Below are 15,036 nucleotides of genomic sequence, written 5' to 3'. Positions count from 1 at the left end.
CTACGGCGAACCGCCCGACCCACCCGCCACCACCGCGCTCCTGGCAGCGCTCGCCGAAGCCGCGGCATCGGTCGGCGACGCCCCGCCGCCGGCAGGCACAGCCATGGCAACCGGCCACCCACGGCCGCCGGGGCCCGCAGCGGCGACGGTTGCGGAGCGGATCTAGTTCTCCGCCTGCGCGTAGTCCGTTTCGAACAGGGCCCGGTACCCGTTGACGAACGCCTCCACCGTCGTGGGCCGCTGCCCGTTGATGCTCGGGGCTGCGTCGGTGACCCCCGCCAGACGGCCCTCCTGCAGGTCGATGGCGGCGGCCTCGAAGTGCTGGAGCACGGCGCTCTCACGCTTCTGGCCGATCAGCTCCAGGAACTCCGTTGCGGTGACCTGTTCGAAAGGCAGGTCCGTGCCCAGGACCCGGCTCACCTCGGCGGCGAGCTCCGTGTGGCTGTACTCCACGGAGCCGGTGAGGGTGTAGACCCGCCCACCGTGCTTCTCGGGGGAGGCGAAGATGTTGGCAGCGGTCAGGGCGATGTCACGGGCGGCGATCGGGGCGAAGCGGCTGTCTCCGTCGAAGGGCATGACGTAGCGGCCGTGACGGATCAGCCCGGAGGTGTAGAGCAGCCACTGCATGAAGAACGTGACTCTCAGTTGGGTGGTGGGGACGCCGGACCAGTCGAAGACCTGCTCGGACAGCCAGTGGCTCTGCGTCGCCTTGCTGCGCGCCCGGGGACGGGACTGGATCTGCGACATGTTCACGATGAGCTCGAGATCCTGCTCGCGCGCCGCCTGCGCGAACATGACCGCGGCTTCCACCAGACCTGCGCCGAGCGGGTAGTTGAAGTAGGCGCGCTGGACGCCCTGCAGGGCGGCCCGGACGTCGCGGAAGCTGAGCAGGTCGCCGAAGACGACCTCGGCGCCCTTCTCGCGCAGCCGCTGTGCCCGCTGGTCGTCGGCGCGAACCATGGCGCGGACCGTGAAGCCCGCCTCGAGCAGGTGGTCCACCATCGGCCTGCCGGTCGCACCGTTCGCAGTGGTGACCAGGATCGTGGTCATTTCGTCCTCTTCCCTCGCTACGGGTGACGGTCCGGCCTTCCGGCACCGTGCCGCCGCCGACCGTGATCCCCGGATTGCCATTGGATTACGGTCATACTCTATCAGGCTCGCGGCTACCGAGCAGGGACGTCGACGTGCGCGCGACCCTCAGCTGCCCTCCGGGACCGGGGAGGGGGACGGAAGCGCCGGCCGGGGCGAACGGCCCTGTTCGTTGCCGATGAGCTCGGCGGCGCGCTCGCCGATCATCACGGAGGGGGCGTGGGTGTTGCCGCGCGGGATCGTCGGCATGATCGAGGCATCCACGACGCGCAGGCCGGTCACGCCATGGACTCGCAGCGCGGGGTCCACGACCGACATCCCATCGATGCCCGCACGGCAGGTTCCGACCGGGTGGTTGGTCGAGATGAGAGAAGCGCGCGCCGATTCCAGCAGTGAGGCGTGGTCGGTCGACGCCGGAAAGGACGCCGGGCCGATCAGCGCACGCATGATCGGGCTGTCGCACAGCTCCAGGGTCCGGCGAAGCCCCTCGACGACCAGCGTGCGATCGGTGGCGCTCTCCAGGTACCGGGCGTCGATGACGGGCGCGGCCTCCGGGTCGGTGGAGGCGAGCCGGACGCTGCCACGGCTCTCCGGTTTCAGTAGCGTGACCAGGCACGAGAACCCCGGCACGCTGTTGCCCAGCAGGTCGATCAGCATCGGCGTCAGCTCGATGTCGGGTGCCTCGGCCCCGGCGCCGCAGCGCAGGAACGCCCCGGCCTGCCCGATGGATGCCAGCGGCCCGCGGCGCTCCTGGGCGTAGAGCGCCTGGTTCCGGTCGCTCAACGCGTCCAGCCAGGTGGCCCCCCGGACCACCGGCCAGCCGATCAGCGCCGAGGGGTGATCCTGGAGGTTCGCGCCCACCCCGGGGACGTGTGCGATCACCTCGATGCCGTGCTCGCGCAGGTGGTCGGCGGGACCGATGCCGGACAGCATCAACAGCTGCGGGGTGCGCACCGCGCCCGCCGCGAGGGTCACCGAGTCGGCATGGACCTCGAACGACTGCCCCAGCGCGTCGGAGTACCGGACGCCGGTCGCCCGGCGACCGTCCAGGAGCACCCGGCGCACGAACGCCCGCGTCCGGACAACCAGATTGGGGCGGTCCGCGGCCGGCCGCAGGTAGGCTCTGGCGGCGCTGTGGCGCTCGCCGTCACGGACGTTGCTGTAGAGCAGGCCCACTCCGTCGAGTCGCTCGCCGTTGAAGTCCCGGTTGAGCGGTAGGCCGTACTCCACCCCGGCCGCGATGAAAGCCAGCGACAGCGGGCTGACGTCCTCGGGCGTGGTGACCGGGATCGGGCCGCCGACCCCGTGCAGCGCAGATGCCCCCAGCTCGTGGTCCTCGCTGCGACGGAAGGCGGGCAGGACCTCCTCCCAGCTCCAGCCCGTCATGCCACTCGCCGCCCAGCCGTCGTAGTCGAACGGGTGGCCGCGGTACCAGGCCTGGTAGTTGATGGAGCCGCCCCCGCCCAGGACCCGGCCCGCGGAGATCGGAACGGTCCGCCCGCCCAGCTGCTCCTGCGGCACCGTGTCGTAGCTCCAGTCGAGCTCCCCCCGCAGCAGCCCTCCGAACAGGCCGTGCGGCGGCTCGATGCGGGGATCGTCGTCGGCCGGTCCCGCCTCCAGCAGGAGCACCCGGCAGCCGGGGTCGGCGCTCAGCCGTGCGGCAAGCACGCTGCCGGCGGCTCCCCCGCCGACGATGATGTGGTCGAACGGACGGTCGTCCTGTTCCGGCGGAACGCCGGTGGACGAGGGCACGGACGTGGGCACAGTCGGAGTCCTTCCGAGAAGCAGTGGGTGAAAGCCGCCGGGCAGGCGGAGAGGGTCCGCGTCGGCCTGCGGCGCCGCTGACGCGACGTGCCCGACCCGTGTGCTGCAGGCCCTCAGGCGTTCGCGTAACCCGGAACCCGCTCGCGGATCTGTTGCAGCTCGGCTTCGTCGGAGATGCCTTGGAAGTCGTGGCGGGGCGTGTAGGGCCGTTCGAGGGCGGCGAGCTCCTCGTCGGTGAGTTCGATCTCCAGCGACGCGACGGCGTCGTCGATCTGAGCAGTCGTGTTGGCGCCGACGAGCGGAGCGGCGACGACCGGCTTGCTGTGCAGCCAGGCCAGCGCGACCTGGGCCCGGGTGACACCACGCCCGGCCGCGATCACGCCGACGGCATCGATGATCGCGCGGTCGCTGTCGGAGGTGAGCGGGGTGTAGAGCAGGTCCGCGTACCCGCCGTCGGCCTCGGCCCGGGCGGTCGACTTCGCAGCCTCCCACGGGCGAGCCAGCCGGCCGCGAGCGAGCGGGCTCCAGATGATCGTGCTCACTCCCTCATCGAGGCAGAGCGGGATCATCTCGCGCTCCTCCTCGCGGGCGAGCAGGTTGTAGTGGTCCTGCATCGACACGAACCGCGCCCAGCCGTGCTCCTTCTGCAGGTGCAAGGCCTTGGCGAACTCCCAGGCATGCATCGAGGACGCGCCGAGGTACCGGACCTTGCCCGCTTTTACCAGATCGTGCAGGGCTTCGAGGGTCTCCTCGAGCGGCGTGGCATGGTCGTTGCGGTGAATCTGGTAGAGGTCGATGTAGTCCGTGCCGAGCCGCCGCAGGCTGTGGTCGACCTCGGCCATGATCGCCTTCCGGGACAGGCCCTTCCCGTTCGGTCCCGGCCGCATCGGGTGGCGCAGCTTGGTGGCGATCACGACGTCGTCCCGGTCCGCGAAGTCCTTGAGCGCGCGGCCCAGGATCTCCTCGCTGGAGCCGTACGAATACAGGTTGGCGGTGTCGAAGAAGTTGATGCCCGCCTCGAGGGCGTGCTTGACGAGCGGGCGGCTGGCTTCCTCGTCCAGCGACCAGACCGGGTGGCCGCGGTGGGGGTCGCCGTACGTCATCGCCCCGATGGCGATCGGCGAGACGTCGAGACCAGTGGTGCCGAGCTTGATGTAGCGCACGATGCTCCTCTATCGTTCCGGAGAGTTCTCCACCTACGGTAGTGGAGAACTCTCCAGATCGCAAAGGGGGCTGCCGTGGTTCGCTCGGACGCACGCGAGAATCGGGCCCGCATCCTGGCGGCCGCCCGCGAGGCCTTCGCCGAGAGCGGCGACATCTCGATGAACCAGATCGCCCAGCGTGCCAACGTGGGGCCGGGCACCTTGTATCGGAACTTCCCCACTCGCGAGGCTCTCGTCCTCGCCATCTACCAGCTCGAGGTCGACCAGCTCATCGACTCGGTGCCAGGACTGCTGGCCACACTGTCCCCGCTGGAGGCGCTGCGGCGCTGGACCACCGACCTGGTGGACGCCATGCGGAAGAAGCACGGTCTCGGTGATGCGCTCAGCCCTGGCGCGCATCAGTCGATCACCGAACAGACCTACGGTCCGGTGATCGCCGCCATCACACAGCTCCTCGACGCAGGCCGACGCGACGGCAGCATCCGCGCCGACGCGGATCCCCGTGACTTCCTCCAGCTCACCGGCGCCCTGTGGCGGGCAGCATCGGGGCCGGAGGACCGATCGCAGCCCATGCTCGGACTGATCCTCGACGGACTCAGCAGGCGCCGGCAGCAGCCGTGATCCCCTCGGCGTCACGCACGGACACGGAGGGGAGGCTGGTCACTTGACGCCCCAGGCCACGATCAGCTCGCACGGGCCGGTGAACCCCGAGGGCCCCTCGAACCGCTCCAGCTCGGCACCGATCTCCTGCCAGGCCGCCTCGCGGTCCTCGGGTGCGAGGCCGGCGAGCATCTGGTGCAGCGCGCCGAAGGACTCGCGTTCGAACCGGACGCACTCCGCGGCCGTGGGCATCCGGAGTGGCGCCCCGACGATCTGCGTCCCGACGTCGCGGAAGCCGGTGCGGCGCAGCATCTCGGCGAGCACGCCCTGGTCACCGAGACTGAACGGTCCAGGCTGCCCGGCCGCGGGTGGGGGCAGGCTCGCGCGTCTCCGGATGATCGACACGGGGGCGGCGAAGAAGGCGTTGCGCTCGGCGGTCGAGTAGACGATCGCCCCAACCCGGCCCCCAGGTCGCAGCGCGCGGTACTGCGCGGCCAGCGCTCCCGCCTGGTCGGGCAGGTAGATCAGGCCCAGGCGCGAGATCACGGCGTCGAACGCGGCCGCGTCGACGTCGAGCCGCTCGCCGTCGAGCTCCCTGGTCTGCACGTTCGTGAGGCCGGCGGCGGCCGCTTCGGACGCGGCGTGGGCGAGGATCGCGGGCGAGATGTCGGTGGCGAGGACGTGCCCGGCCGGGCCCACCCGGCGCGCTGCGGCAAGCGTCTGGCCTCCGGCGCCTGCTGCGACGTCGAGCACGGTGCTGCCGGTCCGGACGTCGGTCGCGTCCAGCATCAGCGCCGTCGCCTCGCCGAGCCAGTCCTCGATCGTCGGGCCCCACCTGTGCCAGGCCGCGGCGGCGTCCTCCCACTGCGCCCGGGTGGTGTTCTTGTAGCGGATCGGGTCGAACGTGACAGTCATGGCGATCTCCGTTGTGGTCGAAGGGTGCCTCACCAGAGAGGCGCCAGTTCCGGGGACGCACCCGCCAGGTTCCGCCACGCGGTTCGCCGGCCGTCCGTGGCGCTGTCCGGGGCGGCAGGTGCGGTGCACAATCTCGCCATGGCCTTCGTCGGCCGCACCAGACCGTTGTCCCGTGTGCTCGCGACCGTCGCGGACGCGTCACGGGGCCGGGCTCGCCTGGTCCTGGTCAGCGGGCCGGCAGGCATCGGCAAGACCACGCTGGTCGGCGAGGCGGTGCTGCGCGCAGGGCTGCCGGTCGGCTGGGGGACGTGCGCGGATGCCGAACGAACGCCGGCCATGTGGCCGTGGACGACCGCGCTGCGCGGCCTGTCGAGCGCGTTCGAACCCGCAGCCGCCGCGCTCACCGCTGCCGACACCGTGGAGCTGGCGCGGGTGCTTCCCGAGCTGGCACCGGCAGGGCCCGGGCCCCGTCCGGACGACCGGCCGGACACGGATGCGGCGAGGCTGCGGCTGTTCGACGCGGTCGCCCGGTTCGTCGAAGGGCTGGCCAGGCAGGGTCCGGCACTTCTCGTGCTGGACGACCTGCAGTGGGCCGATGCCTCGTCACTCGCGCTGCTGCGGTTTCTCGCACGGCCCTACCGCCCGATCCCGCTGGTGATCATCGGCGCATACCGGGACGACGAGCTGGACGCGACCGCGGCCGCGGTGCTGGACGAGCTCGCCGCGCACAGCGAGCTCGTGGCGTTGCGCGGGTTGTCGCGGGACGAGGTGTTCGAGCTGGTGACGGACACGGTGGACGGCGCGGGAGCGCAGCGCTGGGCCGACGAGGTGCATCGCCGCACCGGTGGGCACCCGTTCCTGGCCCAGCAGCTGACCGAGCTGCTCGCGGACCCCGCAGGATCGGCCGGTGAGGTTCCGGCGGCGGTGCGCGAGGTGGTGGCGCACCGGACGGCACGGCTGTCCGCCGGTGCCGTGGCGATGGTCGAGACGGCTGCGGTGGCCGGCACCGACCTGGTGCCCGACGTGCTCGGCGCGGTCTGCGGCGTCGATCAGGCGACCGTGGCGGCCCTGTGTGAGGAAGGGGTGGCGGCCGGGGTGCTCGCGCGTGACCACGTGCCCGCGCGGACCCGGATCGCGCACGACCTGTTCCGGGAGAGCATCGTCGCCGGGATCACGGTCGAGCGGCGGCTCCACCTGCACGGCCGCATCGCCGATGCCCTCGAACACCGGCACGAGCGCGGCGCCGCCGTGCTCGCGGCCGACCTCGCCCGCCACTGTGCCGCGGCGGTTCCGGTCGAGGGCGGAGTGCGCGCCGTCCGCTGGGCCCACGCGGCAGCCGACGTCGAACGCCGCAGGCTCGCCTTCGGCGAGGCGGCCGGACACCTCGCCCGCGCCCGCCGCGCGGTGGAGGACGCCGGCGTGGGCGCCGGTCCGGCCCTCGTCGACCTGCTGGCCGAGGAGGCCGACGCCCAGGCGCGGGCCGGAGATCCGACCCGCGCCCGAGCACTGCTCGACGACGCGTGGCAACGGGCCACCTCGCTCGGTGACGGGGAGCGGCTGGGTCGGGTCGCGCTGGGCGTCCAGCGGCTCGGTGCGCGCTTCGCGATGCCGCGCGACGCCGTCGTCGCCGTATTGGAGGGCGCACTCGCCGCGTCGCGCGGCACCGGCACCGCGCTGGAGGCGCAGCTCCTCGCCGGTCTGGCGCGCGAGCTGCACCACTCGGTGCCCGAACAGCGGCCGCGGGCGGGGCCGCTGTCCGAGAAGGCGATCGACCTGGCTCGCGGGATCGACGACCCGGAGACCCTCCACTCCTGTCTGCTCGCCCGCCACGACGTGCTGTGGACGCCGGGCCGCGCGGCGCAGCGGGTCGGCATCGCCCGGGAGATCACGCAGCTCGCCGAACGCGCCGGGGACGCCGAGCGGCACGCGGACGGGCTGCTGCTCACCGCCAACGCGCTGCTGGAGGAAGGCTCGGCCGCGTTCCGCTCGGCGCTGGCCCAGTACCTGCACGCGGCCGAGCAGCTGCGCCAACCCCACCACGACTACCTGGTGGCGACCCGTCGCGGCGCACTCGCGCTCATCGATGGCCGGCTCGACGACGCCGAGAACCTCATCGGTGACGCGAATGCGCTCGGCGAGCGCATCGCCGAACCCGATGCCGGCAACGTGCGCATGTCCCAGCAGCTGGGGCTGGTACGAGCGCGTGGTGACCCTGAGCGGCTGCGGGCCACTGCCGCCGAGGCCGTCCGCTGGTGGGTCGGCGTGCCCTCGCACGCCCATGCGGTGGCTGCCGGGTTCCTCGCGCTGGCCGGTGACGAGGCAGACCTCGAGGCCGCCCGCCGCGCCCTCGACACCGTCCTCGCTCTGGACACCTGGCGTGCCGACCGGTCCTATCTCTGGTCGGTGTTCGTCGGGTCGATGACCACCGCGGCGGTCGGCCTACGCGACCACGAGGTCTGCACCCAGCTGCTCGCGGAGCTGGGGCCGGTGACCGGCAGCTGCGGCGTCAACGGCGCGCTGGTCTGCTTCATGGGCAGCAACGCCCACTGGGCCGGGGTGCTCTCCGGCGCACTCGGTCGGCGGGCCGACGCCGAGCGCTCCCTGCTGCAGGCCCTGGCTGTGCATCGGCGGCTCGGCGCGCGCCCGTGGGAGGCCGAGACCTGCCTGGAGCTGGCCAGGCTCACCGCCTCCCCGGAGCACGCCGAACGCGCTACCGCGCTGGCGGCGGAGCACGGTCTGCACGGTGTCGCCGCGCGCCTCGCCCCCTCCGTGGGACGCGTGACCCCGCACAGGTCCGGCGTCGCGGAGCTGCGCCGCGACGGCGAGCTGTGGCGGATCCGGTACCGCGACAGCACGGCTCACCTTCCCGACATCAAGGGCCTGGCCGATCTGGCGGTGCTGCTCGCCCGCCCCGGAGCCGACGTGCACGTGATCGAACTGGCCGGGGCCACCACCGGTGACCACAACGACGGCGACCTGCTCGATCCCCGGGCGCGCGCCGCCTATCGCCACCGGCTCGCCGAGATCGACCGCGAACTCCAGCTCACCAGGGACGACCACGACCTCGGCCGCGTGCAGGAACTGGAGTTGCAGCACACGGCGCTGCTCTCCGAGCTGCGCCGGGCCGCCGGGCTCGCCGGTCGTCCACGCGCGCTCGGCTCGAGCACCACGGAACGGGCCCGCAAGGCCGTGACCGCGCGGATCCGCGACGCCATCCGCCGGATCGGGCTCGTCCATCCCGAGCTCGGCGGGCACCTGGACCGCTCCGTCCGTACCGGAACACGGTGCTGCTACCAGCCCACCGAAGCGGTCACCTGGACGCTCGCACCACACCGGGACTAGTCCTTCTGTTGACAATGATTATCATTACTTCATGCCTCCCACCACCCGTGTCCCCGTCACCGTGCTCTCCGGGTTCCTCGGAGCCGGCAAGACCACGCTGCTCAACCACGTGCTGGGCAACAGAGAGGGCCGCAAGGTCGCGGTGATCGTCAACGACATGAGCGAGGTCAACATCGACGCCGCCCTCGTCGCCGGCCAGGGCAGCCTGGACCGCACCGAGGAGAAGCTGGTGGAGCTGACCAACGGGTGCATCTGCTGCACCCTGCGCGAGGACCTGCTCGAAGCGGTGGGTGAGCTGGCCCGCGGCGGCCGCTTCGACACCATCCTCATCGAGTCCAGCGGCATCTCCGAACCGATGCCGGTGGCCGCCACGTTCGACTGGACGTTCGAGGACGGCACCAGCCTGTCCGACCACGCCCGGCTCGACACGATGGTCACCGTCGTCGACGTCGCCGGGTTCCTCGCCGAGCTCGTCCGCGGCGACCTGCTGGCGGAGCGCGGCCTCGAAGCCGCCGACGGCGACGAGCGCAGCATCTCCGACCTGCTCGTCGACCAGGTCGAGTTCGCCGACGTCCTGGTGCTGAACAAGACCGACCTCGTCTCCCCCGCCGGCCTGGGCACCGTCGAGTCCGTGCTGCGCAAGCTCAACCCGGCCGCCCGGCTCCTGCACGCCCACTGCGGCGTGGTCGACCTCGCCGAGGTGCTCGAGACCCGCCGCTACGACCCGGTCACCGCGGCACAGGCCCCCGGCTGGGCCGCGGAGCTGGCCGGCAACCACACCCCCGAGACCGAGGAGTACGGCATCTCCTCCGTCGTCTACCGAGCCGCGCGGCCCTTCCACCCCGGCCGGCTGGTCGCGGCCCTCGACAACTGGCGGGGCGTGCTCCGCAGCAAGGGCTTCTGCCACATCGCCAGCCGCCCCGACGTGCTCTCCGTGTGGTCGCAGGCAGGCCCCAACCTCGTCCTCGAACCCGGCCAGCTGCTCGGCCCCACCGACGGGAGCCCGGGCCAGGAGCTCGTGTTCATCGGCGTGGGACTGGACCCCGACGAACCGCGCCGCCGTCTCGACCCCGCCCTGCTGACCGACGCCGAGCTCGCCGCCGGTCCGCAGGCCTGGCGCCGGCTGCACGACCCGCTCCCCGCCTGGGACATCGACGCGGTGCACGACCACCCGCATCCCGAACGCGCCCGTTGACGGACGCGGGCACCGCGGCCCTTCAGGAGGTGAGCGACGCGCGAAGCTCGGTGAGAACCAGTCGGGCCGCCGTCGGCCCGGCGTTCAGGTACCACGGGTCGTCGTCGACGAGAACGGCATGACCGTCCTCGACCGCCGAGAGCGACCGCCAGAGCGGACTCGACGTCGACGCCGTCTCGGCCGCCGCCGCCTCGCTGGTCGCGCCCTGCACGGAGTAGAAGACCCAGTCGCCGTCGGCGAGTCGCAGCTCCTCCCCCGAGAGGTCCTGGGAGGTCTTGTCGAACTGCTGCGGCGCCGGGCGGGCGAGGCGCGCGTCCCACGCGATGAACCCCGGGAACGATGCGACCCCGAAGATGCGGGTGCGGTCCGCGGTGATCCGCACGAACGAGATCGTCTCGTCACCGACGGACGCGCCCAGGGCGGCCGCGTCGGCGTCGAAGCCGTCGATGTAGGCCTGAGCCCTGCCCTGCAGGCCGAGGCTGTCGGCCAGCATCAGGAAGTCCTGCTTCCAGTTGACGCCGGTCCCTTGCACCAGCACGGTCGGCGCGATCCCGGACAGCTTCGGATAGATCTCCTGCGCCGCGGCGGCGTTCGCGAGGATGAGATCGGGACGCAGCGCGGCGATCGCCTCCAGGTTGGGACTCTGCCGGGACCCGACGGAGGCCACGGTGGCGAGCTGACCGGCGTACTGCGGGAACGCGTCCTTCACGTACCGCGGGATGAGCTCCGCATCGTCGCCGAAGGCCACGCCGACCGGCACGACACCGAGTGTGAGCGCCGCGTCGGTCTGCCCGGTGGCGATCACCACCACCCGCCGCGGCGGGGAGCTGATCGTGGTCGTCCCTCCGAAGTGGTGCATCGTCCGGGGGAACACGCCGTCTCCCTCGGGCGCACCCATCCCCTGCGGGATCGCCACCGGGCCGGGCGGGGCGTCCACCGACGCGGCGGGCGCAGCCGCTTCCGTCGCGGTGACCGGTGCTCCCGTGGCTGCGGTGGTATCCCCGCTCCCGCACCCCGCCAGGACGAGTACCGCAAGTACCGCACCCATCGCACCGTGCGCTCGCCGCATCAGATGGCTCTCCTCGATCGAGTTTGCTTACCCTGTCCTTACCGACGGCGGGACAGTAGCCAACCCGAGCGACCAGGAGTGCACCTTGTGATCAATGGCGTGCGCGACCTGCGCGCAGCGGCGGTGGCGGAGCGCTAGAGCACCTTGCTCGCACCCGGCAGGGCGCGGACCCCGAACGCCATCACCCAGCACAGCGGCACCCCGAGGACGGCCAGCAGCGCGAACTTCACCGCGGCAGGCGCCTGCACGTCGCTGAGGGCGTAGCCCAGGGCGACCAGCACGAGCGGGTGGGTGACGTAGACGGTGTAGGCGTGCGCCGACAGGTTCCGGCGTCCGCGTCCCTGGTGGGCGAGGCGCTCCCGGAACAGCACGAGAAGGCCCAGGATCAGGCCGACGGCCAGCGCCTGCTCGCACAGCGCCATCACCAGGGACGGCCAGGTGCCCTGGCCCAGGACCGCGTCTCCGGCGGACGCCAGGAGGAGAACGATCGACACTGCGGCGACGGCCGCGGTCGCGAACCCGGCCCGGCCTGCCGTGCCGGAGAGGCCCGCCGGCCAGCCGCGTCTGGTCGCGATCAGCCCGACGACGAACAGCGCCGCGTACTGCGGCAGGTAGGCGGGCGTGGGCAGGCCGGGGAGCCGGAAGTCCATCGGCACCGCGATGCGCCACAGGTAGGTCACCAGCGCCAGCCCGATGACGAACCCGGCGATCGCGACAGCGCCGGGCGCCTGGCCCGTGGCCGGACCGGATTCATCCCGGCCCTCGCCTGCCAGGCGCCGCCACGCGACGTAGAGCGCGCTGAACACGAGCAGCACCCCGACGAACCACATCGGCCCGGGGTTGAACGAGAGGAGGTAGAACTGCCAGTACGGCAGGTCGGTCCCGTGCTGGGCGGCGGCGTCTCTCGCCTCGATGTAGCGGCCGATGGTCGCCAGGGGACGGAGCACCAGCAGCCAGAGCACCAGCGGGACTCCCAGTCGCAGCAGCCGTTCCCCGACGAAGCGCCGGGGGCCCTTGCGGTCGTAGGAGCCCGGCACGAAGAGCGCCGAGATGAGGAAGAAGGCGCCCATGAAGAACGCCTGGTTGAGCACCAGCAGGACGTCCAGGAGCGTTGCGGAGGAGTCGGTCGGCGGCTCCACGTAGTACCAGCCCGGGACGTTGCTGTAGCCGAGCGCGGCGTGGTGGATCACGACGAGCACCGTCAGAGCGGTGCGCAGGTTGTCGACGTGGAGGAGTCGCGGGTAGGTGGCGGGCGAGGTGGTCGGTTCTTCGACGGGTCGGGTCATCGGTCTGCCGTTCCCCCGGGGTGTTCGGCTCGCGTGGCGTGCTCGAACAGGTCGGCCAGTTCGTCCGCGTGCGCTTCCAGGTCGTGCTCGGGGTAGGTCACCCAGTAGGCGAACATCTCGTCGATCGCGGCCTGCACGGTGATGGCCATCACGCGGGCGTCGAAGGAGCGGAGCTCGCCGGACCGCTGGCCCTGGCGGAACATCTCCGCTCGCGCTTCGTAGACCGGCTCGTTGAACGCGGTGCCGTAGCGGCGCTTGCCGTCGGCGGTACGGACGTTCTTGAAGATCTCGCCGAGAGCGAGCAGGTGGGTGGGATGGTCCCGCATGTACACGGCGACCGCGCGGATGTTCGCCCGCAGCGCACCGGTCGCGGTGGTCTCCCCCTCCATACGCAGCAGGACGAACCCGGCGATCTCGCGGTAGACCTGCTCGACGATCTGGTCCATCAGCTCGGCCTTGCCGGCGAAGTGGTAGGAGATCACGCCCTTGCTGATCCCGGCGCGCTCGGCGATACGCGCCAGCGAGGTGGCCACGAAGCCCAGCTCCGCGAAGGTCTCGACGGCGCACTCGATGATCTGCGCGCGGCGGGCCTCCTCGATGAAGGACGCCGCCTTCTGACCGGTCGCCCTGCTTTCTGGCCGCATGGCCAGAAAGTAGCACAATTGACCAGATTGCACCCTATGTCCGGCCGGAAGATGCCGATGGGCGGCTCCCTCGGCGAGAGGGAACCGCCCATCGAGCGGTCGGGACCTCAGATCACGTTCCGAGGAGGGCCCGCCCGACGAACTCGCCGTCCGCGCATCCCGGTGGGATGACGAAGGCGGCCGACCCGACATGGGTGACCCACAGGTTCATCACGTCGGACTCGGCGAGGCGGCCCTGCACCGGCACGAACGCGGTGGCCGCGTCCGCCTGGTAGGCGGCGAAGAGCTGACCCGCATCGGGCGCGCCGTCCGGAGTGGGCCCGTCGTCGTAGCTGTAGCCGCGGCGCAACATCCGCTCGGCCGGAGTACGCGCCTTGGCCCGGACGACGTGCGCGCTCGCCGCCACCATCGGCATGCCGCGCTCGTCCACCACTCGCGGATCCACCTCGTCGAACTCGCCACCACCGGTCACCGGGGCGCCGGTGTCGAGCCGGCGGGCGAGCGCCATCTCCTTCCCCACCCGGCCGAAGTCGTCCCAGGTGTCCAGATCCATCCGTATCCGCCGCAGCACCAGCACGCTGCCGCCGACGAACCACGACGGGCCGTCGCGCACCCAGACGGACTCGGCCAGCTCCGGGGAACCGGAGGCGGGATTGGCCGTGCCGTCGCGCTGGCCGAAGAGGTTGCGCGGCGTCACCGCGGCCGGCTCCGGCCCACGGGCGGGGTTGAACCCGCGCTGGACCCAGCGCACCGACGTCATGCTGCGAGCGTCTCTGACCAGCCGGCGCACCGCGTAGGCCAGCGGCACCGGATCGTCGGAGCAGACCTGCAGGAGCAGGTCACCGCCCGACCATCGTGGGTCCAGCCGGTCGGCCGGGAACGCGGGTAGCTCCCGGACGACGGCGGGGCAGTCCCCCGCACGACCGATCGCGTCGAACAGTCCCGCACCGAACCCGAAGGTCACGGTCAACCGTGAGGGCAGGACCGCGAGCTCCTGGTCCTCGGCCGCGAGCGGAGCGCGCCCGCTCATCAGCCGCGCGGCGTCATCACTGAGCAACCGCATCAACCGACCCACCTCGGCAGGTCCGCTGCCGGGGTTCAGATCGAGCCCGAGGAAGACGGCATGCGCCTGCGCCGGAAGGGTGTCGATGCCGGGCTGGTGGACACCGTGGAACGGAACGGTCTCGGCACCCACCGGGGCCACCGCGACCGGCCTGACCTCCGGGTCGCCGTCCCGGACCGCGAGCGCCGCCGCGGTGCCGCCGCCGACGACCGCGGCAGCACCTCCCAGCAGCAGGGCCCGGCGACGAAGCGAGGGACCCAGCGCGCTCATCCGCCCTGCCCTCCCGACATGTGCATGCTGCCGGCGCCGTCGTCGTAGTTCTCCTCCCCACCGCTGGTCTCCTTCGCCAGGGCCGAGAACCGGGTCGTAGAACCGTCGGACAGGGAGAGCGTGACGTCGATCTGGTCACCCGGGCGGATCGGCGAGGCCAGATCCATGATCATGATGTGGTCCCCTCCGGGAGCGAGCACGTGCGGTGCGCCGGGCTCGATGACGAAGCCGTCGCCCTTGGGCCGCATCGTCATCGCACCGTCGTCACCGACGACGACCTCGTGCAGCTCCGTGCGCGACGAGGCCGAGGTCTGAGCGGACAGGACGGTCACCGGTGTGGACCCGGTCGTGCTGAACGTGCCGAACGCCGCGGTCATCCCCGACTCGGCGGTCTTGACCCACGGATCGGCGACCGTGACGGCCGGCGCCGAGACGGCTGGGGATGCGGCGGCTGCGGATGGGGCGGCTGCGGATGGGGCGGCTGCGGGTGACGGGTCGCCACCGGCGCACCCCGCGATCCCGATGACGCAGGCGGTCGTGATCACCAGGAGCGGGCCGCGAAGCGGACGTGCGGAAACAAGCATGCGAGATCCCTCGGATTCGGTGTGTGGATCCGGCCGGACGACCACGCCCTGG

The 15,036-nt window shown here is 72.0% G+C and carries 12 protein-coding genes; 3 read left to right on the top strand and 9 right to left on the bottom strand.

Features of this window, described 5'->3' with window-relative positions; all coding sequences use genetic code 11:
- Nucleotides 1-162 precede the first annotated feature (162 nt).
- The 3 genes from HF577_RS05235 to HF577_RS05225 all read right to left on the bottom strand — a co-directional run bounded on the left by HF577_RS05235 (nt 163) and on the right by HF577_RS05225 (nt 4,016).
- Complete coding sequence (locus HF577_RS05235) at nt 163-1,050, bottom strand: NmrA family NAD(P)-binding protein (protein WP_169394575.1); 888 nt, start codon at nt 1,048-1,050, stop codon at nt 163-165.
- A gap of 147 nt (nt 1,051-1,197) precedes the next feature.
- Nucleotides 1,198-2,853 (bottom strand): GMC family oxidoreductase, encoded by a 1,656-nt coding sequence (locus HF577_RS05230; RefSeq protein WP_211173814.1) that lies wholly within the window; start codon nt 2,851-2,853, stop codon nt 1,198-1,200.
- A 113-nt stretch (nt 2,854-2,966) separates the two neighbouring features.
- Nucleotides 2,967-4,016, bottom strand: a complete 1,050-nt coding sequence (locus HF577_RS05225) for an aldo/keto reductase (RefSeq protein ID WP_169394574.1) — start codon at nt 4,014-4,016, stop codon at nt 2,967-2,969.
- A 75-nt stretch (nt 4,017-4,091) separates the two neighbouring features.
- Here HF577_RS05225 and HF577_RS05220 point away from each other — a divergent pair, with 75 nt between their 5' ends.
- Complete coding sequence (locus HF577_RS05220) at nt 4,092-4,637, top strand: TetR/AcrR family transcriptional regulator (RefSeq protein WP_169394573.1); 546 nt, start codon at nt 4,092-4,094, stop codon at nt 4,635-4,637.
- A 39-nt stretch (nt 4,638-4,676) separates the two neighbouring features.
- On the opposite strand, the gene HF577_RS05215 is transcribed toward HF577_RS05220, so the two are convergent.
- On the bottom strand, nt 4,677-5,531 hold the full coding sequence (locus tag HF577_RS05215; protein WP_169394572.1) for a class I SAM-dependent methyltransferase: 855 nt from the start codon (nt 5,529-5,531) through the stop codon (nt 4,677-4,679).
- Between the two features lie 138 nt (nt 5,532-5,669).
- Between HF577_RS05215 and HF577_RS05210 the strand changes: the two genes are divergently transcribed.
- Together HF577_RS05210 and HF577_RS05205 are read left to right on the top strand one after the other, a co-directional pair.
- Entirely contained in the window at nt 5,670-8,873 is a 3,204-nt protein-coding gene (locus tag HF577_RS05210; protein ID WP_169394571.1) for an ATP-binding protein, read from the top strand.
- 31 nt (nt 8,874-8,904) lie between these two features.
- Complete coding sequence (locus tag HF577_RS05205) at nt 8,905-10,068, top strand: GTP-binding protein (RefSeq protein WP_169394570.1); 1,164 nt, start codon at nt 8,905-8,907, stop codon at nt 10,066-10,068.
- Nucleotides 10,069-10,090: 22 nt separating this feature from the next.
- Here the strand turns inward: HF577_RS05205 and HF577_RS05200 are convergent, their stop codons facing one another.
- The 5 genes from HF577_RS05200 to HF577_RS05180 all read right to left on the bottom strand — a co-directional run bounded on the left by HF577_RS05200 (nt 10,091) and on the right by HF577_RS05180 (nt 14,984).
- Nucleotides 10,091-11,137: an ABC transporter substrate-binding protein gene (locus HF577_RS05200; RefSeq protein ID WP_169394569.1), complete on the bottom strand. Its 1,047-nt coding sequence runs from the start codon at nt 11,135-11,137 to the stop codon at nt 10,091-10,093.
- A gap of 134 nt (nt 11,138-11,271) precedes the next feature.
- Nucleotides 11,272-12,423 (bottom strand): acyltransferase family protein, encoded by a 1,152-nt coding sequence (locus HF577_RS05195; protein WP_169394568.1) that lies wholly within the window; start codon nt 12,421-12,423, stop codon nt 11,272-11,274.
- Nucleotides 12,420-13,067, bottom strand: coding sequence for a TetR/AcrR family transcriptional regulator (locus HF577_RS05190; RefSeq protein WP_169394567.1), 648 nt, complete (start codon nt 13,065-13,067; stop codon nt 12,420-12,422). Before HF577_RS05190 ends, HF577_RS05195 begins: the two co-directional genes overlap by 4 nt.
- Before the next feature lie 112 nt (nt 13,068-13,179).
- Nucleotides 13,180-14,400: a Dyp-type peroxidase gene (locus tag HF577_RS05185; RefSeq protein WP_169394566.1), complete on the bottom strand. Its 1,221-nt coding sequence runs from the start codon at nt 14,398-14,400 to the stop codon at nt 13,180-13,182.
- The gene (locus HF577_RS05180) at nt 14,397-14,984 is read right to left on the bottom strand and encodes a copper chaperone PCu(A)C (protein WP_169394565.1); all 588 of its coding nucleotides are present in this window, start codon (nt 14,982-14,984) and stop codon (nt 14,397-14,399) included. The genes HF577_RS05185 and HF577_RS05180 overlap by 4 nt, the downstream gene beginning before the upstream one ends.
- Nucleotides 14,985-15,036: the final 52 nt, after the last annotated feature.

It is taken from the genome of Pseudonocardia xinjiangensis, assembly GCF_012911925.1.
Classification (GTDB): domain Bacteria; phylum Actinomycetota; class Actinomycetes; order Mycobacteriales; family Pseudonocardiaceae; genus Pseudonocardia; species Pseudonocardia xinjiangensis.
Note: the sequence above shows the minus strand (reverse complement) of the source record. Positions and strands in the feature narration are given on the sequence as shown.

What these genes read in the sequence shown, in the direction of transcription:
- HF577_RS05235 (WP_169394575.1), bottom strand. Translation starts at nt 1,050, where the DNA reads ATGACCACGATCCTGGTCACCACTGCGAACGGTGCGACCGGCAGGCCG.
- HF577_RS05205 (WP_169394570.1), top strand. Translation starts at nt 8,905, where the DNA reads ATGCCTCCCACCACCCGTGTCCCCGTCACCGTGCTCTCCGGGTTCCTC.
- HF577_RS05190 (WP_169394567.1), bottom strand. Translation starts at nt 13,067, where the DNA reads ATGCGGCCAGAAAGCAGGGCGACCGGTCAGAAGGCGGCGTCCTTCATC.
- HF577_RS05200 (WP_169394569.1), bottom strand. Translation starts at nt 11,137, where the DNA reads ATGCGGCGAGCGCACGGTGCGATGGGTGCGGTACTTGCGGTACTCGTC.
- HF577_RS05185 (WP_169394566.1), bottom strand. Translation starts at nt 14,400, where the DNA reads ATGAGCGCGCTGGGTCCCTCGCTTCGTCGCCGGGCCCTGCTGCTGGGA.
- HF577_RS05180 (WP_169394565.1), bottom strand. Translation starts at nt 14,984, where the DNA reads ATGCTTGTTTCCGCACGTCCGCTTCGCGGCCCGCTCCTGGTGATCACG.
- HF577_RS05195 (WP_169394568.1), bottom strand. Translation starts at nt 12,423, where the DNA reads ATGACCCGACCCGTCGAAGAACCGACCACCTCGCCCGCCACCTACCCG.
- HF577_RS05210 (WP_169394571.1), top strand. Translation starts at nt 5,670, where the DNA reads ATGGCCTTCGTCGGCCGCACCAGACCGTTGTCCCGTGTGCTCGCGACC.
- HF577_RS05215 (WP_169394572.1), bottom strand. Translation starts at nt 5,531, where the DNA reads ATGACTGTCACGTTCGACCCGATCCGCTACAAGAACACCACCCGGGCG.